A 24,537-nucleotide genomic window follows, 5' to 3' on the forward strand; every position below is an offset into this window, starting at 1 on the left:
GCCAGCATAATCAACTCAGGTAGCTTATACCAGAGGACAAAATAACAAGCGCAAATTGACAGGACGTCTAGCCATCTATATATTGCGCAACCCATAAGGCTGAGTCACAGCCAGATTTTTATAAGGTCACGTTATGAACCAATCTGCTCCGGCGGCCAAAGGGGCAAAACGCTCATTGCTGCCATTGTTGTTTTTCGTAGCACTGTTTCTGGGTACCGGGCTGTACCTGCAAAGCCAGGATGTCGCCTATGCTTTTTATCAGCTCCCTGGCCATGTCGCTATTATTCCGGCACTGATCCTGGCTGTCTGGTTACATCGTGCGCCGCTGCAGCAATCAATTGATGTGATGGTGAAAGGTGCGGGTAACAGCAACATTATTACCATGTGTATTATTTACCTGCTGGCGGGTGCGTTTGCCAGCGTGGCAACGGCCACCGGCGGTGTAGATGCAGCTGTTAATGCAGGCCTTAGCCTGATACCAGCGCCCTGGTTATTACCCGGTTTGTTTACTATCGCAGCCCTCATCTCAACCGCTATGGGTACCTCTATGGGTACCATAGGTGCGCTGGCACCTATCGCTGTGGGTCTAGCCCGTCAGGCCGGGTTAGATCCGGCACTGGTAGCCGGCGTATTGTTAAGCGGTGCCATGTTTGGTGACAACCTGTCAATTATCTCAGATACCACTATTGCATCTACCCGTACTCAGGGTGCCCGCATGGCAGATAAATTCCGTGAGAATATCAAGATAGCCCTGCCGGCAGCGTTACTAACGCTGGTTCTTTATGCGCTGCTGGCAAGCGAAGGCGCGCCGATAGAAACAACCGCCGTTAACTGGACCGGTGTAGTGCCTTATGCGGCGATTTTAGTGCTGGCTGTTGCGGGACTGAATGTGTTTCTGGTGTTATTGCTGGGTATCGCGCTGGCTGCCCTGCAAGGTGCCTGGTTTGCCGATTATGCACTGGCCGGCCTGGGTAAAGATATTGCTACTGGTTTTGCTAATGTGCAGGAGATATTTATTCTGGCGATGCTGGTCAGCGCCTTGAGTGAATTTATCAGGCAGCAAGGCGGTTTACAGTGGATTGCAGACAACATTCAACAGTTAGCCAGCGGCTTAAAGCTGGCAGGGAACAAAGCACAGCAGCTGGCTATTGCTGCACTGGCCTTTATCAGTAACCTGTGTATTGCCAATAATACTGTTGCTATAGTGCTTACCGGCGATGTTGCCAAGACGCTGGCACAGCAGCATCAGATCACACCCCGGCGCAGCGCCAGCTTGCTGGATATTTTTGCCTGTATCAGCCAGGGCCTAGTGCCTTACGGTGCTCAGGCATTGCTATTAGGTGCCAGTTTCAGTATTTCTCCCTGGCAGGTGGTAACACAAAGCTATTATTGTCTGCTGCTGTTAGTGATTGCCGTACTGACAATACTGCTGCGCAAAACAACCACTTCACACTAACCTGTTCTGAGCTGACCGCCTCACGTTAAGCTGTTGAAGCGGTTCGCTGGTATAGGCGTTAACGTGAGCACTTTGGTAAAGCCGATCCGGCTTTACGCTCATTAAAGGTTTTCATCGCCTCCGGCATTTTCGCACGTAGATCCTTGATGCGCGTTTCCGGTAACGGGTGAGTTGACATAAACTCCGGCGTACCACCACTGCCCGCTGCCGCCATGTTTTGCCACAGATTAACTGCCTGACGCGGCTCAAAGCCAGCCTTAGCCATTAAATCCAGACCAATGATATCCGACTCAGATTCATGCGCCCGGCTAAACGGCAGCGCTACACCATACTGAGCACCCAAACCAAAGGCTGTCATCAGTTCCTGTTGGTATTTCACACCATAGGCTTTTAAACCGGCATCACCCAGCGCCAATACCGTCTGCAGCGCCTGATTAGTGGATAAGCGCTCGTTACTGTGCCCCGCGATAACGTGACCAATTTCATGCCCGACCACGGCAGCCAGTTGGTCCTGATTTTCAGCGACTTTTAATAAACCGGTATAAACACCGATTTTGCCGCCGGGCAAAGCAAAGGCATTGACCTGTTCAGACTCAAACACCACAATTTCCCAGTTTTGCGCCCTTAAATTTTCAGGTGTTACTGCCAGCAAATTATTGGTCACGCAATTAACATAGCTGTTGGTCTTGGCATCTTTGCTGATTGGCGTTTCTTCCTTCATGCTGTCAAAGGTCTGGGCCCCCATTTTGCTCAGCTCAGTGTCACTGAACAGCATAATCTGGCGCCGGCCGGTTGGAGACTGCGCACAGGCAGCAATGACAAGGGCGCAGGTAGCGGTGATAAACAGCTTTTTCAACATGAATATTTCCTTTTCTGTAGCCAAAACGTGGTTTTACAACACTTAGCTTTATTGTATCCCTGAAATAGCAAAAAACCACCCGTAGGTGGTTTTTCGTTTCAGATTAACTGGTTAGATCATCAAAAAACTTTTTCACACCATCAAAAAAGCCCTTCGATTTTGGCCGGTGCTTGGCTTCACCATCGCCCGCCATACTGTCATCGAGCTGACGCAGCAGATCTTTTTGCTTCTCGCTCAGGTTAACCGGTGTTTCAATAACCACTTTACACACCAGATCACCTACGCCGCCACCGCGTACAGACTGCACGCCTTTGCCGCGTAACCGGAACATCTTGTCAGTTTGCGTCTCAGCAGGTATTTTCAGCTTCACCCTGCCATCCAGTGTCGGCACATCAATTTCACCACCCAGCGCAGCGATGGTAAAACTCAGCGGCACATCGCAATACAGGTTATTACCGTCACGTACAAATATCGGGTGTTCTTTAACATGTACCTGTACGTACAGATCGCCTGCTGGTGCACCGTGCATACCGGCTTCACCTTCTCCGGTTAAACGGATGCGGTCACCAGTGTCAACACCTGCCGGAATTTTCACCGACAATGTCTTGGTTTTCTCTACGCGGCCTTCACCGTGGCACTTAGTGCATGGTTCCGGAATGATCTTACCGCGACCATTACAGGTAGGACAGGTTTGCTGCACAGCAAAAAAGCCCTGACGCATAGTCACCTGGCCAGCACCATGACAGGTTGGGCAGCTTTTGGCTGAAGTGCCTTTTTTTGCACCTGAGCCATCACACACGTCACAACCCACCATCGTCGGCACTTTAATATCAACCGACTTACCGCGAACCGCCTCTTCCAGGCTTAGTTCAAGGTTGTAGCGCAGATCTGAGCCACGCTGAGCGCGTGACTGCCCGCGACGACCGCCACCACCAAAAATATCGCCAAACACATCACCAAAGATATCGCCGAAATCAGCACCACCAGCACCGCCGCCAAAACCACCGGCACCACGGTTTGGGTCTACCCCGGCATGGCCATAACGGTCGTAGGCGGCACGTTTTTGCTCGTCTGATAATACTTCATAGGCTTCCTGGACTTCTTTAAACTTCTCTTCCATGGCCTTATCGCCCTGAGTGCGGTCAGGGTGAAATTTCATGGCGAGGCGTTTATAAGCCTTTTTGATGTCTTTATCGTCGGCGCCTTTAGCAACACCTAGTACTTCATAATAGTCACGCTTGGACATACTTCTCGCTCAGTGCTTCTTAAGTTACAAGGCTGCAGTATACTGCAGCCTGGTTAAACCGACTTACTTTTTGTCGTCTTTGACTTCTTCAAACTCAGCATCAACTACGTCGTCGTTGCTACCAGACTGTTGCTGGCCTGCTTCGGCTCCGCCTTGTTGCGCTTTCGCCTGAGACGCTTCCATCAGCTTCTGAGAAGCCTGGATCAGCGCCTGAGATTTCTCGTCAATCGCTGCTTTATCACTGCCTTTTAATGCAGTTTCCAGCTCTTTAATTGCTGTTTCAATCTCTTCTTTGTCGTTAGACGCTAAGCTGTCGCCCACTTCTTCCAGCTGTTTACGGGTCGCATGTACCATCGCATCAGCCTGGTTACGGGTTTGTACCAGCTCTTCAAACTTCTTGTCTTCTTCTGCGTGCGCTTCAGCATCACGTACCATGGCCTGAATTTCTTCATCAGACAGACCAGAGTTGGCCTTGATAGTGATCTTCTGCTCTTTGCCAGTATCTTTATCCTTGGCAGAAACATGCAAAATACCATCAGCATCCAGATCGAAGGTGACTTCGATTTGCGGCTCGCCACGACGACCGGCGCGGATACCTTCCAAGTTAAACTGACCCAGTGACTTGTTGTCAGACGCGCGTTTACGCTCGCCCTGCAGCACATGAATAGTCACGGCAGACTGGTTGTCTTCAGCCGTTGAGAATACCTGCGATTTCTTGGTTGGGATCGTGGTATTTTTCTCAATCAGCGCTGTCATCACGCTGCCCATGGTCTCGATACCCAGCGACAGCGGCGTTACGTCCAGCAGCAATACGTCTTTTACATCACCCGACAGTACCGCACCCTGAATAGCAGCACCAACAGCAACAGCCTCGTCCGGGTTCACGTCTTTACGTGCTTCTTTACCGAAGAAAGCAGATACCGCTTCCTGTACTTTCGGCATACGGGTCTGACCGCCCACCAGGATGATATCGTCAATCTCGCCAACGCTTAAGTCAGCATCTTTCAGTGCCTGCTTCAGCGGCTCTATAGTGCGCTGGATTAAATCTTCAACCAGTGACTCTAACTTAGCACGCGTTACCTTGATGTTCAGGTGTTTCGGGCCTGACGCATCCGCCGTGATGTACGGCAGGTTAACTTCAGTCTGAGAGGCTGAAGACAGTTCAATCTTCGCTTTTTCAGCAGACTCTTTTAAACGCTGCATCGCCAGCGGGTCGTTACGCAGGTCAATGCCCTGCTCTTTCTTGAACTCTTCAACCAGATAGTTGATTAAACGGTTGTCGAAGTCCTCACCACCTAAGTGCGTATCACCGTTGGTTGCCAGTACTTCAAACGTCTGTTCGCCGTCTACATCATCAATTTCAATGATAGAGATATCGAAAGTACCACCACCTAAGTCATATACTGCAACCTTGGTGTCGCCTTTCTTTTTATCCATACCATAAGCCAGTGCTGCTGCTGTTGGCTCGTTGATAATACGTTTTACGTCTAAGCCAGCGATACGGCCGGCGTCTTTGGTCGCCTGACGCTGCGCATCGTTAAAGTAGGCCGGTACCGTGATAACGGCAGCTGTCACCGCTTCACCTAAATAGTCTTCAGCGGTTTTCTTCATTTTTTTCAGCACTTCAGCTGAAATTTGTGGTGCAGCTAACTTTTTGCCTTTAACTTCAACCCAGGCATCACCATTATCTGCTTTAACAATGGCGTAAGGCATGATTTTAATATCACGCTGTACTTCTTCGTCTTCAAAACGACGACCAATTAAGCGCTTAATTGCGAACAAGGTGTTTTTCGGGTTAGTTACCGCCTGGCGTTTTGCCGGCTGGCCAACTAATACTTCACCGTCTTCGGCGTAAGCAATAATTGAAGGTGTAGTACGGGCACCCTCAGCGTTTTCTAAAACGCGTGGTTTATCACCGTCTAACACTGCCACACATGAGTTAGTTGTACCTAAGTCAATACCAATAATTCTGCCCATAACTGCTCTCCACTTAATATTCTGAACAATTAAAAATTGTGTTGAGGCATTAGTGGGGATTAGCCCTGTTCCATTCAAGGTTATTAAGAGAAAATTTTTACTTTAACGCATAAAAGCAGGGCTTTAGCCGTTGTTTGCCGGTTTTCACGCCGAAAGCGGTTAACTTATACAAGCTGACCTGACTATAATAGCCATTAACTGATGCATTCAATATAAGGGCTTTGTTATGCCATTACTCGATAGCTTTACCGTAGACCACACCATTATGAAGGCGCCAGCTGTGCGCGTAGCAAAGAAAATGAATACGCCAAAAGGCGATGCCATTACGGTGTTTGATTTACGTTTTTGTGTACCGAACGAAGAAATTCTGTCAGAGAAAGGTATTCATACGCTGGAGCATTTATTTGCCGGCTTTATGCGTGATCATTTAAATGGCGATGATGTGGAAATTATCGATATTTCACCTATGGGCTGCCGCACCGGCTTCTATATGAGTTTAATTGGCACCCCGGATGAGCAGCGCGTGGCTAAAGCCTGGCAGGCAGCGATGGACGATGTGTTAAAAGTGGCCAGCCAGAATGATATCCCTGAATTGAATGTCTATCAGTGTGGTACAGCGCAAATGCACTCGTTAGATGAAGCCAAGCAAATTGCGCAAAATATTCTTAACCGCGGCGTCGGCGTTAACCGCAATGATGAGCTGGCTTTACCGGAAGAAATCCTGAAAAAACTGTAATTGCACCTGCAACCGGCCGTACCAGCTTATGCTGTATAGCATTTTATCTGGTTACGGCCGGCGGCTTTTGCCTGATACAGGGCTTTATCTGCCGCAGCAATCATACTGGCAGCGCAATCAAAGACCTTGTCACTACTTGATACCACGCCTGCCGAGAAAGTACAGCTAAACTGCTGATCGTCGGCATTAAAATGCAAAGCAGCAAAAGACTGCAAAATTTGCTCTGTTAACTGACAGGCCTGCTCGGTAGGACAATCAGGCAGTACCAGCAAGAACTCCTCCCCACCATAACGCCCGGCACGGTCAGTTTTGCGGATACGCTTACGCAGCAATGTCGCCAGCGCAGTAATGACAATATCGCCGGTAGCGTGGCCGTAGGAATCATTAACGCGCTTAAAGTGGTCAATATCCAGCATGACAATACTCAGTGGGCTATTGCTGCGCTCGGCGCGCATAAATTCCATATTGGCAGCATCTTTAATCGCAGCATGCTTTATCAGCGATGTCAGACTGTCTTTCTCAATCAGATTTTTCAGCTGTAAGCTACGCGCCAAGCGAACTTTCAACGCCTGAGTCAACTGCACATCGTCGATTGGCTTGGTAATAAAATCGTCGGCACCATAGGACATAGCACTAATTTGCAAAGATTTATTCTGCTCAGACGATAGAAACACAATAGGGATCCGTTTCAAGCTGCGGTACTGGCGCAATACGCCGGCAATTTCAGCGCCGGAATATTCTGGCATATAAATGTCCATCAGGATCAAATCCGGTTGAAACTGCATCACTTCTTCAATGATGTTGTCAATTTTGTTGCTAATACGGGCCTCAATACCCACTTGTGTCAGCACCAGCGCATAGTGCTCGGCCAGCAGTTTATCGTCATCGACAATATACACTTTGCCGCTGCTGGCACTGTAATCGAGTAGTTCACTGATGTGAGTAATAAGTTCCGGAACATTGACCGGCGTAAAGAACACGCCCTCGGCACGCAGCTGCGCAATACGGATACGCATGGTAAAGCAATCATTATCGGCCAGCACAATTAAACGGCTTTGCTGCTTTGCCAACTCGTTCAAAAGCCAGGTCTGTTTAAATAGTGACTCGCCAGTACTGAGGGTTGTCGTACTAAATACAATAGCCGGCGTCTGTTCTCTTAACTTTGCTGCCAATTGGGCGAACTGATTAAACACCTGAACCTGCAAACCAAAACCCTGTAACTGAATACGGATTTCTTCTGTCAGTGGCTCGTTGTCAAGCAACAACCAGACACTGCTTCTGGCAACAGCCTGCAGCTGAACATAACCACCATTTTGCTCAGCAGCTTGCATAGCCTGCATCACTGCACGCTCAAACTCACGTATCAGGTTCAACAGCTCTGGCATTGCCTGCTCTTGCTCTGCAACCGCGCGCTGTTGCACCACCCGTGCTAACTGCTCAATCTGTCTGGCCATAGCGCCAAGCATACTGTAGCCAAAAGTACCACAGGCCCCCGCCAATTTATGGGACTCACCAATCACTGTGCGTAGCCTGACAGCGTCATCATCTGCCTGCATCGCTTCTGACATCGCCGCCGCACGCTGCGGCAGGCTTTCAGCAAAGCGTTGCCTTAACTGATTAAAAGCCGCGGACAAATCGGTTTTATTATTGGGTGTTTTCATCTGATGCCCTGTCAACTGCTTTCCCTGGCTTACTGTCGGCATGCAGTGGCAGCGTAAAATAAAATACTGATCCCTGGTGCAATACAGAACTAAACCCTATAGTTCCGCCCATTTGCTCGACCAGCTCTTTACAGATGGCCAGCCCCAGGCCTGTGCCTCCGCTTTGTCTGCTGCTGGACCCATCGGCCTGGGCGAAACGTTCAAAGATCCTCGGCTGAAACTCACTGGCGATGCCAATACCTGAATCATGCACTGCTATACGAACCTGATCGGACTGCCTGTCAGCGGTAATCTTTACCGTGCTGTTTTTACCGGAAAACTTAATGGCATTCGACAACAGGTTTGTTACCACCTGCTGCAGCCGAAGCTTATCTGCGGTAATTTTCAGCTCTGGCGTAACATCGCCAAGATGCAGGTTCACGGCAAACTGACTGGCATAAGGCTGTAGGTTATTTACGGCATATTCCAGCTCTTTCGCCACTTCTACTGCCAACAGGTCAAATGGCATTTTTCCGGCGATCAGCTTTTCAATATCCAGCAGGTCATTGATAAGCTGAGATAATCGCTCGCTATTACTGTGCGCAACCTGTAGCAGCTTGCCCATGTTCTCAGGCACCTCCCCCAGAGTACCTGCGTTCACCAGCCCCAGAGCCCCCTTGATCGATGTTAACGGCGTTCTTAATTCATGACTGACTGTTGAAATAAACTCATCTTTCAATTGTTGCAGTTGCATCCGTTCAGTAACGTCCTGCACCGAGCCGATAAGTACATGCTGCTTAGTGTCAGACGGTAACATCCGCGCCAGCTCATGCACCCAGCGGATAGAGCCATCCGGGCGGATGATACGGTGCACAACATCATGAATACCTGTCTCACGGGCAGTTTTCTCGCTTTGTTCAATTAAGCGCCAGTCATCAGGATGCACTGTGCTTTTAAATAAGGTGGCGCTGGGATTTACAGCGCCTTCATCAAAGCCAAAAATCTGATAAATTACCGGCGACCACCATAGCTCACCGGTCTCAAGATTTGCCTGCCAAAAGCCAATTAACGCGTTTTCGCTGGCAGTATTAAGCCGCTCCCGTGCCAGTTCCAGCTCCTGATTTACCTTTTCCAGCTGCAGGTAATACTGCTTTGTTTCAGTAATATCCTGAATATACCCATGCCAGAGCGTGCTGCCATCCGGCATCCGCTCAGGTACAGCCCGGCCCGCCAGCCAGGACAGAGCACCATCATCGCGGTACACCCGGTATTCATGCTGCCAGATGCTTAACTCCCGGCTGGACAACTCTATACTGGCAGCCAAAGCGGGTAAATCAGCGGCATACAGTTTAGCGAACACTAAACTGGCATCATCTTTTACCTGCTCCGGCGTCACACCATATATCGCTTGCAGCGCAGCGCTGGCATAGGGAAACGCAGCACGACCATCGGGCCACTGCTGATACTGATAAACGACACCGGGCAGCTGAGACGTTAGCGTGATCAGCTGCCGTTTTAGCCGCTTTTCTTCGCTGATATCCAGAATAAGACCATCCAGAAAACTTAACTGACCATTGTCATCAAACTCAGCTTTGCCGCGCTCTTCCACCCAGCAGATATGCCCCCGTTTATGGACAACCCGGTATTGCAACACCCAGCTTTGCTTCAACGCTATGGCTTCCATCACCAACTGATCTAACCGCTCTCTGTCGTCCGGATGGATTACACTAGCGTAGCTGCGCACTTTATTATTAATAAAATCACTGGCAGGATAGCCGGATAACGGGTCGATACCACCGCTCATATACAGCATGGTCCATTCAGAGTCTGCTTTGCAGCGGTAAGTGATGCCGGGAATATTTGCCACCAGGCGTTGAAACTGGTCGCGGCTGGCCGCCAGCTCCTGCTTAGCTTGTTCCTGCTGGCGGTCTTGGATTTCTTGCTCAACAGCAGCACCAAACTCGCGCAGTATAGTGCGCTCTTTCATCGTTAGTTTGCGCGGTTCGCTACTGATAACACACAAAGTACCGATGCGCTGGTTAGCGAATGTCAGCGGGATACCGGCGTAAAAGCGGATACAAGGTGCACCGGTCACCAACGGGTTATCCGTAAAGCGGCTATCAGTCCTGGCATCGGTGACTTCAAAAATATCATCATCGAGAATGGCATAGCCACAAAAGGAAATATTGCGGCATGTTTCGCAGGCATCCAGCCCCTGACGCGATTTAAACCACTGCCGGTCTTTATCCACCAGTGAGATCAGCACGATTTCGGCTTCCAGGCACTGTTGCACCAAACGGGTTAAGCGGTCAAACCGCGCCTCACCGGGCGTATCCAGTAATTCAGCAGTGTTCAAGGCAGCCAAACGCTCAATTTCGTTGTGTGGTATCGGTGCCTGTTGCATAACCCCATTCCCTTCTGGCCGCCGGCCATGTTAGTTGATGTGATACAACGTCAGCCGGTTTGCGTCAAGTGAGTTAAGCATATCAGCATTTAACGCGCTAATTCAGTTTATTAGCGCTTAGCTACTACAGCGGTCCAACAGATAAATAATATGTTGGTATTCAAAACCGGCGTGACGGGATAAACCAATCTCACAGGTGCGGCTGGTTGAAACACCTTGTGAGCAAGCGCTTACCTGCTGCTTTAAACCAGATAATGCAGAGGCATTGAGTTCGGGCAAAACAAAACCTTTGTCACCGGCAAAACCACAGCAGCTAATACCCTCTGGTACCACAACCTTGTCAGTGCAGGCTGCCAGCAGCTGCTTCAGCTTGTCGCCATGCCCCAGCTGATTGGCGCTACAGGTTAGGTGTAATGCGACCGGCTCGCTGAGCTTGGTGAAACTCAGCTTTGGCAGCACGTTTTGCAGCAAAAAATCGACGCTGTCGACAATATTTAACCGGCTGTCCAGCTTTCCCTGCAGTGTCAGGCTGCACGGACTGGTATCGGAGAATACCGGTAGCTCACCGTTATGGGTAACCTGCAACAGCCACTGTTGCAATTGCTGCTGCTTCTGGCTGGCGGCAGTAAACTGCCCTTTAGACTGAAACGGCATGCCGCAGCACTGACTGTCTATACCCTCTGGCACAATTAACTGGTAACCGGCTTTTGCCAGTAAGTCTGTACTTACCTGCAGTAAACTACGTTTATCGTTACTCTCAGCCTGCGGCGCCATCACCCGGCCGCTGCAACCGGCAAGGTAAATAATGTGCTGCAGTCCCGGCTTCGCCGTTTTTACCTTAGCGTAATTTGCCGTTGGCATAGCTTTGTGCCAAAACGGTAGTAACGCACTCACCATTCTGCCGGCTGTTAAGCCTAACCGCGCCATCATTGATACAGCAGCAAAATGACGGGCGGTAAAAGCCGCCAGTGCCTGCCAGCGCTGATTCTTTCTGCCCCGCAGTTGCCGGGTTAAATCGCCGGTATTAATCCCGACCGGGCAAGCCGTGCTGCACATGCCACAGGCGGCACAGGTATCGTTACCCTGATAGGCATAAGATTGTTCCAGCGCGACCAGGCGCTTCGGATCATCACCACTGTGGCTTAAACGCGAAATTTCCCGCTGGGTCACAATACGCTGCCGTGGTGTCAGTGTTAATTTTCGCGACGGGCAAACCGGCTCGCAAAAACCGCATTCTATGCATTTATCCACTAAAGGATTGGTGGCCGGTAATGGCTTTAAGTTCTGCAAATGCAACCGGGGGTTATGGCTTAGCACTACATCAGGGTTAAGAATATTGGCCGGGTCGAGCAGCTTTTTCAGCTGCCACATAAGCTGGTAGGCCTCCTGGCCCCATTCCAGCTCGACAAAGGGTGCCATATTACGGCCGGTGCCATGCTCGGCTTTTAACGAGCCGCCAAATTCGCCAGCCACCATGTTGGCAACTTCCTGCATAAAGGCCTCGTAGCGGGCAACCTGAGTGGCATCATCAAAGCCCTGGGTAAAGACAAAGTGCAGGTTACCTTCCAGCGCATGGCCAAAGATAATGGCTTCGGTGTAGTAGTACTTATCAAACAGCTGTTGCAACCTCGACACGCCTTCGGCAAGTTGTTCCAGCGGAAAAGTGACATCTTCAATAATCACCGTAGTGCCAATTTTGCGCACGGCGCCTACAGCCGGGAAAGTGCCTTTGCGAATAGCCCACAGCTGATTATACACGCCAGGATCCGTGCTGAAATCGACCTGCTGCTCAAGCTCAAACGCCTGCATCACGCTGCGGATATGATCTAGCTGCTGTAGAAGCAGGCTGTTACTGGCGGCTGTACTTTCAATCAGCAGTGCACAGGCATTCTCTGACAGGCGCTTTACCCAGGCAGGCAAACCGGCTTTGTTTTCTACCGAGCGCAGGCTGCGCCGGTCTAACAACTCCACAGCTGAAACGGGTGCCGATTTCAGTACCGTTACCGCGCGGCAGCAGCTTTCAACCGTCGGAAACACTAACAGGCCGCTCGCCCGGTGCGGATAATCTGGCACAGTGTTGTACGTCACTGCGCTGATAAAACCCAGACAGCCTTCAGATCCAACCATCAGGTGGGTCAGAATATCTATCGGATCGGTATATTCAGTTAATGCATTAAGTGAAAAGCCGGTGGTGTTTTTTAGCCGGTATTTATGCCGGATTTTATGACATAGTTCAGGGTTACTGCGTGTCTGCTGGCCAAGCTGCGCCAGTTCAGCCAGTAAACCGGCATGGCTTTGCCGGAATGACGCCACGCTTTGTGCATCTTCAGTATCCAGCACAGTGCCATCAAACAGCACCAGACGCATTGCCGACAGGGTATTAAAGCTGTTGTGCGCGGTGCCGCAGCACATACCACTGGCATTATTGGCAACAATGCCGCCAATTTTGCAGCTGTTGATCGACGCCGGATCGGGGCCTATTTTACGCTGAAATTTGGTTAATGCCTGATTTGCCGCAGCGCCGATAACCCCCGGCTGCAAGCGGATTTGCTCGCCAAGTCCACGCACCTCACGCTGCTGCCAATTCTCGCCCAGCACCAGAAGCACAGAGTCCGTCACAGCCTGGCCAGATAGACTGGTCCCCGCAGCGCGAAATGTCAGTGGAACCTGATACTCGTTTGCCAGTTTTAGCAGCGCCACGACTTCGGCTTCACTTTCAACGCGCAGCACCAGTTTGGGCAGTAAGCGATAGAAGCTGGCATCCGTACCATACGCCAGAGTAGCAACCGGATCGTCAAAATAGCGCTCAGCCGGAATAAGCTGTTTAACGGCCTGAATAAACTGCGGCTGCATGCAAACCTCTGGCGGTAACTTAGTTAGATAAGATTAACCGATAATACGGTATTCCCCGCCAGCTTGCATAATTTTTTTGCATCAACTAAAACTTTATGAATAATTTATTCATAAACTAAACCAATGCTATTAGCTGGCAGCTCCACGACGACATAACTGTAGCGCCAGGCCCCAGGGGTCGCGTAGCATGGCCAAGTGTGAACCATCACTAAGGTGCACATCTGTAACGTGGCTCGCGCCAGCGGCAATCAGGCGGGTGCTGTCGGCAACCGGATCCGCTGACACCAACGCCAGGTGCAAAATAAGTGGGTCCATTGCGGCATAGTCGGGTACCTGATCAGCCGGGTTGCAGTAAATTTCAATCATCATCACCCCGGTGTCATCCGACAAAAAGTGTGTTTGTGCCGCATCATTCAATGCCCGTTTTAAACCAAAGCCCAGATGCTGCATATACCAGCTGGCCATCAGCTTGGGGTCGGCAACGTTAAAAGCGACGTGTTCAATACGCATAGTTCAAGGCTCCGTTATCTGGCGGCTTTCAGGGATAAAACCTCTGAGCCAGCTATCAATATTGTTATCGGGAATATTAAGCGAGCGCTGCACAGGCGTAATACGTGGATATCCGCCAACCTGCTGCTGACTGTCGATGATGCGGCTGTTACCGTCCTGCGCCTGCTGCAAAATACGCTGATCTATGCTGTCGCGCTGCCAATATCTGGCACCGGCCTGGTTTAATACCCGCGCTTCAGTTGCACCTGCCGTTGTTGCAATTAAACCTTGCGGCCATACCGGTGGCGATTTCAGCAAATGAATAACGCCCTGGGTGTCATACATCGGCTGCTGACGCAGGTTAAACGTCAGATTATCTGAGATATAAGCATCGCCACGGTCAGACACCAGCGCTAAATCAGAGTACGAATCCAGACCATAACGCAGCACATTGCCGACCACCGCAACCCGAGGATTTTGCGGTTTGATAGCACTGTTTAGCCATTCGCGTTCAACAAGCCCCAACTGCACCGCCGCGTTACCGGCATTGATAATCAGATTATTAACCACAACACCTGTGCTGAAGGCTTTGAAATAAGGGTTGCGTCTGTCATTACTGACAAACAGGTTACCGATAAACGCTACCTGCTGCACATTATCATGCACCAGCGCGCCTTTGCTGTGTTTACCTTTAATATGGGTAGCGTAGTCGAGCGCTTCGGCCAGAATATTGTTACGGAATGTCACATGCTTAGCCGTTGCTGACGGGCCTTGATCACGTGGCCCTGAGGCTGACACCAGCTCATCTGTTGCCCAGCTGACTGAGTTGTGCTCAACCAGCACATTGCAGGCATCTTTGCCTGTTACCGCTATGCCGTCGGTATCCCAGCCAGCGCGTTTATCAAGGCCGGCGTCACCGGGGCGAATGTGCAAATGCCGCACTATCACATCATGGCTGACAATACGCAGCCCGCCTTTAATTAAGGTAATGCCGGGGGCCGGTGCAGTTTCACCGGCAATAGTAACAAAGGGCTGCTCTATGCTCAGGTTCGAGCGCTCAAGATCGATAACCCCTGCCACCTCAAACACAATAATGCGCGGGCCGGTTGTTGCCAGTGCTGCTGCCAGCGAACCCGGCCCGCTACGGTTAAGGTTGGTCACTTTCAGCACGGCCCCGCCTTGACCACCTGCGGTGTCCAGGCCGAAATTGCGGCAATGCTTACCAGAGCTGAGCCAGGCTGCATAAGCCTGAAGAAAGTCTGCTGCGACACTCTGATACCAGCCATAACCACGCTGACGCTCCAGCGACAACCGGCTGACATCCGGGTACGTTTGGCCGTCACGGTCAAAAAATACCGCTTCGCCGCTTTGTAAATCATAGAAACGCGACCAAATCACGCTGCCCGGGCTGTCTTTCAGTGACAAATAGCCTTGCTCGTCCCGGTAGCGGATTTTTCCGTTGATCTGATGTTGCCGCAGCCAGTGCGCGCCAGCTGCCAGGCTGGGGGCTACCCCCGGATAATCCGGCACCGTTTGCAGCATCAACAAGAGTAACTTAGCGCTTTCAGAACTAACCAGCGACGCCTGCTCAAATTTTCGCGCGGCTACCGGCCCGCCGTTTAGCGGATGGTGCTGCGCGCCCCACACGCTTAGCTGCCCTTTCACCTGCACCTGATTTGCCAGTAGCCAATCAACCGCGCGGTAAAAAGCTGCCTTTGCTGCCTGCTTGCTGCTATCGGTTACCATGGCAAACCGCTTATCATGCGCAACTTGCCAAAGCAGCGTCATCAGCTGATACATAGCATCATCATTCAGCGTTATGGCATCGTGATAACCGCCACGCAATGGATACGACTGGGCAAAACCGCCATTGGGGTACTGAGCCTTTAACACCAGCGTAATGCCACGCTCAATAGCCGCTGTTATCCTTTGCCGCAACGCCTCTGATGCATCTGGGTAGTAATCAGCCAGCCACTGCAACTGCGTGCTGGTGGCATCGTTATCAAAGGTAGGCACGTAGTCCGGCTCTGAGCCGAAATGCTGGCCTGCTTGCCTGGCAATCCGCATATCAGTGCGCTTGCTCCAGCCGCCAGACGGGGTTTGAAAGCTCAGCACTGCTTCTGCTTCAAGCTCTGTGCTGATGCCAGTTAAACCAAAGTCGTGATGTTTTATTGCACTAAGCAGCGCTGATTGGCTGCTTTGCTGCAGTTCAAACTGCAGCTGCTGCTTGTCGTGCTGCATTAACTCAGCCGATTGCTGCATATATTGTTGCCAGACCAGGGGCAAATCTTGCCCCTGCCAATAACTGGCCGCCCGGACGGGCGACCACGGCAGCACACACAAGCAGAGCAGCAAACTGCCAATCTGAGCGTATGTGCCTGACATCAGAAAGAACCCCGTACACCGAGTAAGTATTGTCGTCCTGTAAGTAAATACTCATAAGGCCGCGGGGTATATACATCGCTCCATTGGGTATTGGCAGCGTTAGTCAGGTTAATGGCTTCAAAGCTGAACGACAGGGTCTCACTGAATTTATAACGGGCAGAAAAATTCAGCTGAGCTTTATCATCAATACCGCGACCAAATAAACCTTCATCACGGTACTTATTCAAATACTCTTTGATATAACGCTCGCGGAAATTATACGAAAAACGGGCACTGAATTTCTCGTACTCATAGTACAAGGTAGCATTGTAAGTACGTTTTGACGTTTCCTCAGCCATTAGTGTCACTTGCTCGCGGCTAAGCGGGTCCGTTACATCTTGCTCATAATCAATCAGCGTCAGGTTAGTTTGCAGACCAAAGCGATTAAAAGGTTCCGGTAACATGGTAAAAGGCTGTTGATAAATAAACTCTAAACCTTTTACGGTTTCACCCGGTGTATTAATCAGTTGTGATACATCCCAGGTCACAGTAGCCGGATCTCTGTCACCAATGTCGATACCTAATTGCGCCAGTTGTTGTGCACTCAGCACTTCTTGTCGCGTACCCCTGCTCAGGCCAGTCATATCCTTATAGAAGAAGGCTACAGCCAGTAGTGCTTCGTCGTCGAAATACCATTCCAAGCCCAGATCAAGCTGATCCGCCTCATAAGGCCGCAACGTTGGCCCCGCACCTAATTGTATCGTTGCGGTATCATTATTGGCGCTGCTTGGACGGGTGACTTTAATGGCTGAGGCCAGATCACTTAATGGTGGCCGGGTAATGGCTTTAGATAAGCTAAAACGCCCTACCAGGTCATCAGTAATGTCATAGGCTAAGTTCAAACTTGGCAGGAAGTCCTTGCCTTCACTTACCGTATAACGCCAGTCATAGCCGCCCGCAAAGTTAACCCCTTCGCCACGGCCTGCGGTGTAGCCATCAGCATAAATATGATCAAGGTTAATAATGCCGGAGGTGTTTTTATTATCCAGGTAACGGCCACCGATATTTCCGCGCAGCTCGCGCCCTGCCAGTTCTAAACGGAAATCCAATTGCAGGTAAGCACCGTTAACCCGCTCTTCAATATCATAGGTACTGTTATAGCGCTCTTTGGCTACAAAAAACGCTTCATTGCTAAAAGCGTTATACACTTTGCCATAGTCGGTGGTTAACCAACTGCCGGCAGATAACGTAGAATTAGCAGGCACTGAGGCGGCATTACCAAAATACTGCCCGGCTTGCGATAAGGTTAGCGCATAAAGATTTCCTGCTGTGCGGCTGGCATCAAGCTGTTGCACCATTACCTCGGCAATTTCTCCGCTGGTGCGGTTGGTTTCCGTATTCAGTGTGCGCCAACCATTATCACGCTGAACATTAGCAGTATTAAAAGTTCGGTGATTCAGGCCCCACTTTACGGTGTATTGCTCATTCAGCTCATAAGTAAAATGCAGTGACACATTCTTATTCTCACTGCCAATTTGCTGGCTGCGGTTACGCACTAAACCTAAGCTGTATAAATCAGGGTTTAGCATCAATTGCTCTAACTCTGCCTTGCTATAGCTACTTCCAAAGGCCTGAGCCGGGGCAAAAGCAAAAGCCGGCATATTTACATTCATGCTACCACTACCAATTGCTGTGCCACTTTGGCCAATCAAGCTTATCGGGTCGATAGCACTGTCGTAGCTATAAGCAAAGGTAGAGTCGAAACTGTCCAGCGCAAAGGTGCGCTGATAAGGAATATCCAGATCAGACTTTCCCATGCCAAGCAGAAAGTTCACCTTTAGCCGATCATTCAGATACCAATCACCACTTAGCGTAAATTGCTTAAAGGTAGAGTTTGATACGTCCTGCCGCGCTTCTGAGCGGATAGGTACACCGGAAAAGGTACCTGCGACAATCGTATTATTACCATCTACGATCAGGTTTTCCGCGTATATGTCCGTTTGGCTCGATACGTTATTGCGGATCAAGGCTGAATACTGGAATTCATCCATTGTATTATCCAACGCGGCATACAGCACATCGAAGTTCAGTGTTAAATCATCTATAGGTCGGTATTGAAACGCCGCAGTAATACCCAAGCGCTCTTGCTGCTTATTAAAAATAGAGTAACGCGGCAATCTCGGCAGCCAAAGCCCTTCCATATTTTCATTGGTATACACACCTTTAGGTAACAGCTGGGTAACAGGAGCGGCAGTAAGTTTATTTTCGCTGCCATCAACAGCCCACGCAGGGTTGTTAACCGTCCAGCGACCGGTTGTTACACCTTCACTTTGTACCAGGCCTTCTGAATAAGCCGCAGAAACCAGCACACCAAACTTATTGTCCCAGTTTTGGCTAAACATTAACGAAGCGCGTGGCGTCACCTCTTCTGCTACATCGTTGTATCGGGCGTTCAGGTTGTAGGCAAACTTAGTATCCTGATATTGAAATGGCCGCGCCGTTTGCAAATTTACATTACCGGAAATACCACCATCTTCTAATTCTGCCGACAGGGTTTTATTGATATCAATTTGGGTAAACAGCTCTGAGGCAAAAACGTTAAAGTCAAAAGCCCTGCTTTTGTTAGAACCACCGGCAGCATCGGTAGCGGCACCGGCAGACGCTGATTCCATACCATTAATCGTGGTTTTAACGAAAGTAGCGCCCAGGCCACGTAAACTTATTTGCCGTCCTTCACCGGCATCTTGTTCAATGGCAATACCGGGTACCCGCGCAAGGCTGTCAGCCACGTTTAAATCGGGGAACTTGCCTAAATCCTCTGCCAATATTACCTCTTTGGAACCTACCGCATCGCGCTTAGCCATCAGCGCCACATTTAAACTACCCCTGAAACCAGAAACTTCAATAATCTCAATATCATCTGTTTTAGTTGCAGTTTGTGTTTCTGCTTCCTGCGCTGCAGCACCTGACGGCAGTGCTAAAGTAAACGTCGGAGATAATGCCAGCATAACAGCAGCAGCCAGCTTGTGATGTTTAACGACTTTATTCATATACCCTGTTGTCCTTTTTTATTGTTTAAGTGACTCCGGTGTGCCTGGCAAGGTCCCAGTCTGACAACTGCTAACCCGCCAATGCCACCGGTAGCAAAAGCAGGTAAATTTTAAATAATTTAAATAGCCGGGATGCGGCTAACTAAAATCCTGTAACGCATCAAAACAAAAAGTCCGTTGATAAAAAGTGCGAGCTGCGGCTTTTGACCATCTGCTTCACAAAATCTATATCGCCCTGCTGATACTTCGCCGCCACCAGTGTTGGCGTAGAAAATTGCCGTAGCGCATCCACCACCGACAAGGTGCCTTCGGCAGAATCTTTGCGGCCGTTAAACGGAAAGCTATCCGGCCCACGCTGGCACTGGCTGTTAATATTAATGCGGCCAACCTGGTTAGCAAAAATATCTACCAGCTCACCCACCTGCTGCGCATCTTGGCCAAAAATACTCAGCTGCTGACCAAAGTTAGAGTTCACCACATAATCGATGACATCGTTGACATCATCATACGGTACCACTGGCACCAAAGGGCCAAATTGCTCTTCACTGTAAAGGCGCATACTGCTGTTTACCGGATACAACAGCGCCGGCATAAACAGCGATGCAGCAGTTTCACCAGCGCCGGGGTTTTGCAGTTTGGCGCCTTTATCTAAGGCATCCTGTAGCAGCTCAGTTAAAAATGCGGTTTTACCCGGCTCCGGCAGCGGGGTTATCGCCACACCGTCTTGCCACGGCATACCCGCTTTCAGTTCGCTGATGGCGGTTGATAATTTATCGACCAGCTCAGCCGCGCGGCTTTGATGCACAAACAAAATTTTAAGCGCGGTACAGCGCTGGCCGTTAAAAGACAAGCTACCGGCTACGCACTCTTTTACCGTGCGCGCCATATCGGCGTCAGGCAGAATAATGGCCGGGTTTTTCGCATCCAGCCCCAGTACAGCGCGTAAGCGATGCGGTTTGGGGTGCATGCGTTTTAAATCACTGGCACCTTTATTAGTACCGATAAAGGCAAATAAGTCGATTTTGCCGCTTTCCATCAATACGCCCACCGTTTCGCGGCCGCGGCCATAAATGATGTTAATGACGCCCGGCGGAAAGCTTTGCAAAAACGCCTGCAGCAGCGGCTGAATAAGCAGCACGCCGTATTTAGCCGGTTTAAAAATCACGGTGTTCCCCATGATCAGCGCTGGTATTAACGTGGTAAAGGTTTCATTTAGCGGGTAATTAAACGGGCCCATACACAGCGCCACACCAACCGGCACACGGCGGATTTTACCCAGGCTGCCCTGTTCAATAATAAAATGGCTGGCGTCACGGTCTTGCTGCTTTAATGCGTCGATGGTATCGCGGATATAGTCGCAGGTACGATCAAACTCTTTAGCCGCATCGGGGTAGGTTTTGCCGATTTCCCACATCAGTAGACGAATAACTTCATCACGCTGTTGTTGCATCAAGCCCAGAAAGGTTTCGACGTGTTGAATACGTTCCAGCACCGCCATCGTTGGCCAGGCACCGCGGCCTAAATCATAGGCTTTAACGGCACTGTCGAGTGCTTTTAATGCAGTATCCGCATCCAGCAGCGGGGTATGCCCGAGTACCACTTGCTGTAATTCATCGCTGTGGTCACTGCGCAGATACACCGGGCTGACAACCTGGCTTAGCTCGCCACGCCACTTTACTAACTCGCCATTTAACAGGTATTCCCGCTGGGTAATAACGGCGTTATGGGCAAACTGTGCCGGAATATCCGCCGCTCGCGGAAAAACGCTTACTAAACTCATGCCTTACTCCTTTGCTAACAATTAATTGCCTTGGTTGTTAGTCAGGGTCAGATGCGACGCTTGCCCGGCTTAGGCCGGATCTTGTTATTCTTGCTACATATCGTTGCAGGCTTCACAGTTAAGGGAGCGCAAAGACGTCGTAAATACGTCCCTGTAGACTTATAAACTGCTTCCTGCAATTTGCCCTTCGGGTGGCTACGCCATGCAAATTCGTTCCCAACGAATTTGTCTCTGCTGCATCCTTGCGGCAGACGCTTTGCTATACCCTTAACTGCTTCGCTTGGATATTTCAGTGACTCATCAATCATCCGTTTTGCTTTGGGCTAGCGGCGTTAACGAAAGTCAGAACCGATTTGCTCTAAGCTGACCGTTGGAGCCCTGGACGGGCGGAAACGAGCCTACAGGGACGTATTCACGGCGTGTCAGTGTGAGCAAACCGGTTCGGACCGAAGCCACAAGCCCTAACCAGCAACGCTGTTTACTTTGCAAATACCGACGGCCGGTTTTGCGCCCAAAAGCCATTAAAATGATCTTTACTGACGATTGCGCCGGTATGCTCAACCACAAACCCTGCCAGACGCGCAGCGAACTTCACTGCATGCTGCGGTGCTATACCGCCTAAACGTGCAGCTAAGTAGCCCCCGTTAAAGGAATCACCGGCAGCGGTGGTATCTACCACCTTCTTCACAGCATGTGCCTGAGCAGTAAAGCTTTTTTGCTGGTAGCGTCCATTGATACCGTTTTTGCCATCTTTAACGATGATTTCTGCTACACCCAGCTCAACGAGCTGCTCAACCACATCATTGGTGGTCTGGGCACCAAACAGAACTTTGTGATCATCCAGCCCCGGCAACGCTACGTCGGCCAAGCTATAAGCCTGAATAAAGGCTGCCTTGGCATTATCAGCATGCGGCCACAATGCCGGGCGGTAATTCGGGTCGAATACTATCTGGCTGCCGCTGGCTTTTAACTGCTGCACCAACTCAAACAACTGAGCCCGGTCACTATCAGATAAAATCGCCAGCGTGATACCAGAGAAATAAAACATGTCGCAGCCTTGCAGCGCAGAAAAATCCAGCTGCTGATTAAAGCACTGCAGCGTTTGCTTAGCCGAAGAGCTATCGCGCCAGTAAACAAAACTGCGCTCACCAAAAGCATCGGTATTGATCATGTACAAGCCCGGCCGGGCCGTTTTGGTGCGCAGCATCAGGCTGGTGTCAATTTTCTCCCGCTCTACTGCACGCACCAGCTTATCGCTGATAAGGTCAGTACCTACGGCGGTGAAAAACTGCACATCAACTGGCACTTCGCTGGTTCGTTTTAAGTACACGGCTGTGTTGAATACATCACCGGCAAAGTTCTGGTGATAAACGTTATCGACCAGCTGATATAACTCGACCATGCACTCGCCCATAATGACAATACGTTTGCTCATGCTGCTGCTCCTTAAGCTGCGGTTTTAAGCTGGCGGGCGATAGCGCTTGCGGCGCGGGCCAGCTCGCTTATTTGGCCCCATTGCTGGGTTTTCACCAGATTAGCCGGAGTTAACCATGAACCGCCAGCAACAAACACGTTAGGCAGCGCTAAAAAATCGGCCAGGTTATGCTGGCCAATACCGCCGGTTGGGCAAAACCGTACCTGCTGAAACACACCGCGCAGCGCTTTTAACATTTCGATACCGCCGGACAAATGCGCCGGGAAAAACTTCACTTCAGTCAGGCCGTACTCATAGGCCATGGCAATTTCAGACGGCGTTGCTACCCCAGGCGCAAATGGCAAACCGGTTGCGATCATTGCCTCTAACAATTGGGGCGTGCTGGCCGGGCTAACCAGAAACTGGGCACCGGCATCTTTACAGGCTTTAGCATCAGCGGCGGACAACACAGTACCGGCACCGACCAGCAAATCAGGCAACGCGCTACGGATAGCGGTCACTGCGGCAAGTGCCTGGTGGGTGCGCAGCACCACTTCAACTGAGCCGACACCGCCATCGGCCAGGGCTTTGGCAATCGCGACGGCTTCTTCGGGTGTATCTGCCTGAATAATGGGTAATAGAGCCGGGCCCCTGATCACAGATGACAATAACGGGGGTAAAGACGACATCAGGCTTCTCCTGCAAAAGCGGCCAGCGCAGCAGCCGGCCCGGTAACTAATTGTTGATAGGCAGCGCGCACTGCCGGGAAAAAAGTCTTATTCAGGCTCAGTTCGGCCGGGAATACAGCATCAACCGCCAGAAACAGCGCCACATCGGTATCGGCCTGGCCGGTACACTGGGCAGCAACGGCAAGTAAAGGCTCAGCCAGAGGGTCGACCAGTTTTTCGTTATCTTTATAACGCTTCACAATAAAACGGCACCAGGCGGCAATGGCAAACGCCAGTTTATCGACAGGCTTACCCGCAGCCAGGTTGTCGCGAATGGCTGGCAGAACGCGCATTGGCAATTTTTGTGAGCCATCCCAGGCAATTTGCGCCAGCAAATGCCGGATGGCCGGGTTACGAAACCGCGCTAATATATCGTTGCTGTACTGCTGAACATCCAACTCAGCCGGTGGTGTGAATGACGGCATCAGCTCATCGCCTATCATTTGCTGAATAAACTGCGTTAGCACCTTATCCTGCATGGCATCAAATACGGTTTCATAGCCAAGCAAACTGCCAACATAAGCCAGCGTGGAATGCGGCGCATTTAACAGCCGCAGTTTGGCTTTTTCAAAAGCACTGACGTCCTGCGCATAAATCACACCGGCTTGCTGCCAGGCTGGCCGGTCGGCCGGTAAAATGTCTTCTATCACCCACTGCACAAAAGCTTCGCGCTTGATAGGCCAGTTATCCGTTACGCCCAGCACCTCTGCTACCTGTGCTTTAATTGCATCATCTGTTGCCGGGGTAATGCTGTCGACCATGGTACAGGGGCTAATCAGTTGCTGGCTTAACCAGTTTGCGATAGTCGGGTCTTTTTGCTCTGCAAATGCGATCAGCGCGCTACGCAGTTTATGGCCGTTGTCGGTCAGGTTGTCGCAGCTTATCACGCAAAACGGTGCGATATTGGCCTGAAACCGCGCCGCCAGTGCAGTAAACAATAAACCAATAGCGGTAACCGGTTGCTGGTTTCCTGTTAAGTCTTGCTGTATCTGCGTATGGGCTAAGTCGAGCTGACCACTGCCATTTAGGCAATAGCCTTTTTCGGTAATGGTCATGGTAACGTATTTAGTGCTGGCAGCCGTTAAACGCGCCAGTACTTGTGGGTATTGTTCGCTGGCAATAAGCACTTCCTGTACTGCACCTATCACCTGATAGCTTTGGACTGCGTCCAGCACCGCCAGCGTATACAGGCCATCCTGCGGGGTCAGCGCCTGGCTGACGTCGGGCGATCGCATAGATACGGCACTTATCGCCCAGTCGCCACCATATTGCAGCGCCTGTTCGGTGTACCAGGCCTGATGGCCGCGGAAAAAAGCGCCGGGGCCTAAATGTACAATGCCGATTTTAGGTTTGTGCTCTGCCAACCGGTAAGCCGGTAGCGGCAATTTGCCGTCTAATGCTGGCAGTGTTTGATTATTTAGTTGTGCCATAAAATGCGATTATCCAATTTATGCTGTTCTGGCTTCGCTCAGTAACAACACACAAAGACGCTGTGAACCCTTCCGTGGGAGCTCCTCTGCCGCTTCCATGCGGCAGACGCT

The 24,537-nt window shown here is 50.6% G+C and carries 15 protein-coding genes; 2 read left to right on the forward strand and 13 right to left on the reverse strand.

Annotated features, from left to right (window positions below; translation table 11 throughout):
• Positions 1-133: 133 nt before the first annotated feature.
• On the forward strand, positions 134-1,456 hold the full coding sequence (locus tag AC5SV9_RS06120) for a Na+/H+ antiporter NhaC family protein (protein WP_475147222.1): 1,323 nt from the start codon (positions 134-136) through the stop codon (positions 1,454-1,456).
• Positions 1,457-1,514: 58 nt separating this feature from the next.
• Here AC5SV9_RS06120 and AC5SV9_RS06125 read toward each other — a convergent pair whose 3' ends face one another.
• The 3 genes from AC5SV9_RS06125 to dnaK form a co-directional block, all read right to left on the reverse strand.
• Complete coding sequence (locus AC5SV9_RS06125; RefSeq protein WP_475147223.1) at positions 1,515-2,315, reverse strand: M48 family metallopeptidase; 801 nt, start codon at positions 2,313-2,315, stop codon at positions 1,515-1,517.
• A 103-nt stretch (positions 2,316-2,418) separates the two neighbouring features.
• Positions 2,419-3,561: a molecular chaperone DnaJ gene (gene dnaJ, locus AC5SV9_RS06130; protein ID WP_134057362.1), complete on the reverse strand. Its 1,143-nt coding sequence runs from the start codon at positions 3,559-3,561 to the stop codon at positions 2,419-2,421.
• A 63-nt stretch (positions 3,562-3,624) separates the two neighbouring features.
• On the reverse strand, positions 3,625-5,538 hold the full coding sequence (gene dnaK / locus AC5SV9_RS06135; protein ID WP_475147225.1) for a molecular chaperone DnaK: 1,914 nt from the start codon (positions 5,536-5,538) through the stop codon (positions 3,625-3,627).
• Between the two features lie 226 nt (positions 5,539-5,764).
• Here dnaK and luxS point away from each other — a divergent pair, with 226 nt between their 5' ends.
• The gene (luxS, locus tag AC5SV9_RS06140; RefSeq protein WP_475147227.1) at positions 5,765-6,274 is read left to right on the forward strand and encodes an S-ribosylhomocysteine lyase; all 510 of its coding nucleotides are present in this window, start codon (positions 5,765-5,767) and stop codon (positions 6,272-6,274) included.
• A gap of 26 nt (positions 6,275-6,300) precedes the next feature.
• Here luxS and AC5SV9_RS06145 read toward each other — a convergent pair whose 3' ends face one another.
• The 10 genes from AC5SV9_RS06145 to AC5SV9_RS06190 form a co-directional block, all read right to left on the reverse strand.
• Entirely contained in the window at positions 6,301-7,935 is a 1,635-nt protein-coding gene (locus tag AC5SV9_RS06145; RefSeq protein ID WP_475147229.1) for a diguanylate cyclase, read from the reverse strand.
• Positions 7,919-10,318, reverse strand: a complete 2,400-nt coding sequence (locus AC5SV9_RS06150; protein ID WP_475147231.1) for a PAS domain-containing protein — start codon at positions 10,316-10,318, stop codon at positions 7,919-7,921. The genes AC5SV9_RS06145 and AC5SV9_RS06150 overlap by 17 nt, the downstream gene beginning before the upstream one ends.
• A gap of 117 nt (positions 10,319-10,435) precedes the next feature.
• On the reverse strand, positions 10,436-13,171 hold the full coding sequence (locus AC5SV9_RS06155; RefSeq protein ID WP_475147232.1) for an FAD-binding and (Fe-S)-binding domain-containing protein: 2,736 nt from the start codon (positions 13,169-13,171) through the stop codon (positions 10,436-10,438).
• Between the two features lie 129 nt (positions 13,172-13,300).
• Entirely contained in the window at positions 13,301-13,681 is a 381-nt protein-coding gene (locus tag AC5SV9_RS06160; RefSeq protein ID WP_475147233.1) for a VOC family protein, read from the reverse strand.
• A 3-nt stretch (positions 13,682-13,684) separates the two neighbouring features.
• Positions 13,685-16,045, reverse strand: coding sequence for a pectate lyase (gene pelA / locus AC5SV9_RS06165; protein ID WP_475147235.1), 2,361 nt, complete (start codon positions 16,043-16,045; stop codon positions 13,685-13,687).
• Positions 16,045-19,074 carry a TonB-dependent receptor gene (locus AC5SV9_RS06170; protein ID WP_475147237.1) on the reverse strand — a complete coding sequence of 1,010 codons (3,030 nt, stop codon included), beginning with the start codon at positions 19,072-19,074 and terminating at the stop codon, positions 16,045-16,047. Before AC5SV9_RS06170 ends, pelA begins: the two co-directional genes overlap by 1 nt.
• A gap of 160 nt (positions 19,075-19,234) precedes the next feature.
• Entirely contained in the window at positions 19,235-20,854 is a 1,620-nt protein-coding gene (locus tag AC5SV9_RS06175) for an NADP-dependent glyceraldehyde-3-phosphate dehydrogenase (protein WP_475147239.1), read from the reverse strand.
• Between the two features lie 478 nt (positions 20,855-21,332).
• Positions 21,333-22,289 carry a sugar kinase gene (locus AC5SV9_RS06180; RefSeq protein WP_475147241.1) on the reverse strand — a complete coding sequence of 319 codons (957 nt, stop codon included), beginning with the start codon at positions 22,287-22,289 and terminating at the stop codon, positions 21,333-21,335.
• 11 nt (positions 22,290-22,300) lie between these two features.
• The gene (gene eda, locus AC5SV9_RS06185) at positions 22,301-22,957 is read right to left on the reverse strand and encodes a bifunctional 4-hydroxy-2-oxoglutarate aldolase/2-dehydro-3-deoxy-phosphogluconate aldolase (protein WP_475147243.1); all 657 of its coding nucleotides are present in this window, start codon (positions 22,955-22,957) and stop codon (positions 22,301-22,303) included.
• Positions 22,957-24,426: a mannitol dehydrogenase family protein gene (locus AC5SV9_RS06190; RefSeq protein WP_475147245.1), complete on the reverse strand. Its 1,470-nt coding sequence runs from the start codon at positions 24,424-24,426 to the stop codon at positions 22,957-22,959. Before AC5SV9_RS06190 ends, eda begins: the two co-directional genes overlap by 1 nt.
• Between the last annotated feature and the right edge of the window lie 111 nt (positions 24,427-24,537).

The organism is Rheinheimera sp. ATLC3, from assembly GCF_059429535.1.

Excerpts from the sequence above, each read along its gene's own strand:
- AC5SV9_RS06120 (WP_475147222.1), top strand. The coding sequence starts at position 134 with ATGAACCAATCTGCTCCGGCGGCCAAAGGGGCAAAACGCTCATTGCTG.
- AC5SV9_RS06125 (WP_475147223.1), bottom strand. The coding sequence starts at position 2,315 with ATGTTGAAAAAGCTGTTTATCACCGCTACCTGCGCCCTTGTCATTGCT.
- dnaJ (WP_134057362.1), bottom strand. The coding sequence starts at position 3,561 with ATGTCCAAGCGTGACTATTATGAAGTACTAGGTGTTGCTAAAGGCGCC.
- dnaK (WP_475147225.1), bottom strand. The coding sequence starts at position 5,538 with ATGGGCAGAATTATTGGTATTGACTTAGGTACAACTAACTCATGTGTG.
- luxS (WP_475147227.1), top strand. The coding sequence starts at position 5,765 with ATGCCATTACTCGATAGCTTTACCGTAGACCACACCATTATGAAGGCG.
- AC5SV9_RS06145 (WP_475147229.1), bottom strand. The coding sequence starts at position 7,935 with ATGAAAACACCCAATAATAAAACCGATTTGTCCGCGGCTTTTAATCAG.
- AC5SV9_RS06150 (WP_475147231.1), bottom strand. The coding sequence starts at position 10,318 with ATGCAACAGGCACCGATACCACACAACGAAATTGAGCGTTTGGCTGCC.
- AC5SV9_RS06155 (WP_475147232.1), bottom strand. The coding sequence starts at position 13,171 with ATGCAGCCGCAGTTTATTCAGGCCGTTAAACAGCTTATTCCGGCTGAG.
- AC5SV9_RS06160 (WP_475147233.1), bottom strand. The coding sequence starts at position 13,681 with ATGCGTATTGAACACGTCGCTTTTAACGTTGCCGACCCCAAGCTGATG.
- pelA (WP_475147235.1), bottom strand. The coding sequence starts at position 16,045 with ATGTCAGGCACATACGCTCAGATTGGCAGTTTGCTGCTCTGCTTGTGT.
- AC5SV9_RS06170 (WP_475147237.1), bottom strand. The coding sequence starts at position 19,074 with ATGAATAAAGTCGTTAAACATCACAAGCTGGCTGCTGCTGTTATGCTG.
- AC5SV9_RS06175 (WP_475147239.1), bottom strand. The coding sequence starts at position 20,854 with ATGAGTTTAGTAAGCGTTTTTCCGCGAGCGGCGGATATTCCGGCACAG.
- AC5SV9_RS06180 (WP_475147241.1), bottom strand. The coding sequence starts at position 22,289 with ATGAGCAAACGTATTGTCATTATGGGCGAGTGCATGGTCGAGTTATAT.
- eda (WP_475147243.1), bottom strand. The coding sequence starts at position 22,957 with ATGTCGTCTTTACCCCCGTTATTGTCATCTGTGATCAGGGGCCCGGCT.
- AC5SV9_RS06190 (WP_475147245.1), bottom strand. The coding sequence starts at position 24,426 with ATGGCACAACTAAATAATCAAACACTGCCAGCATTAGACGGCAAATTG.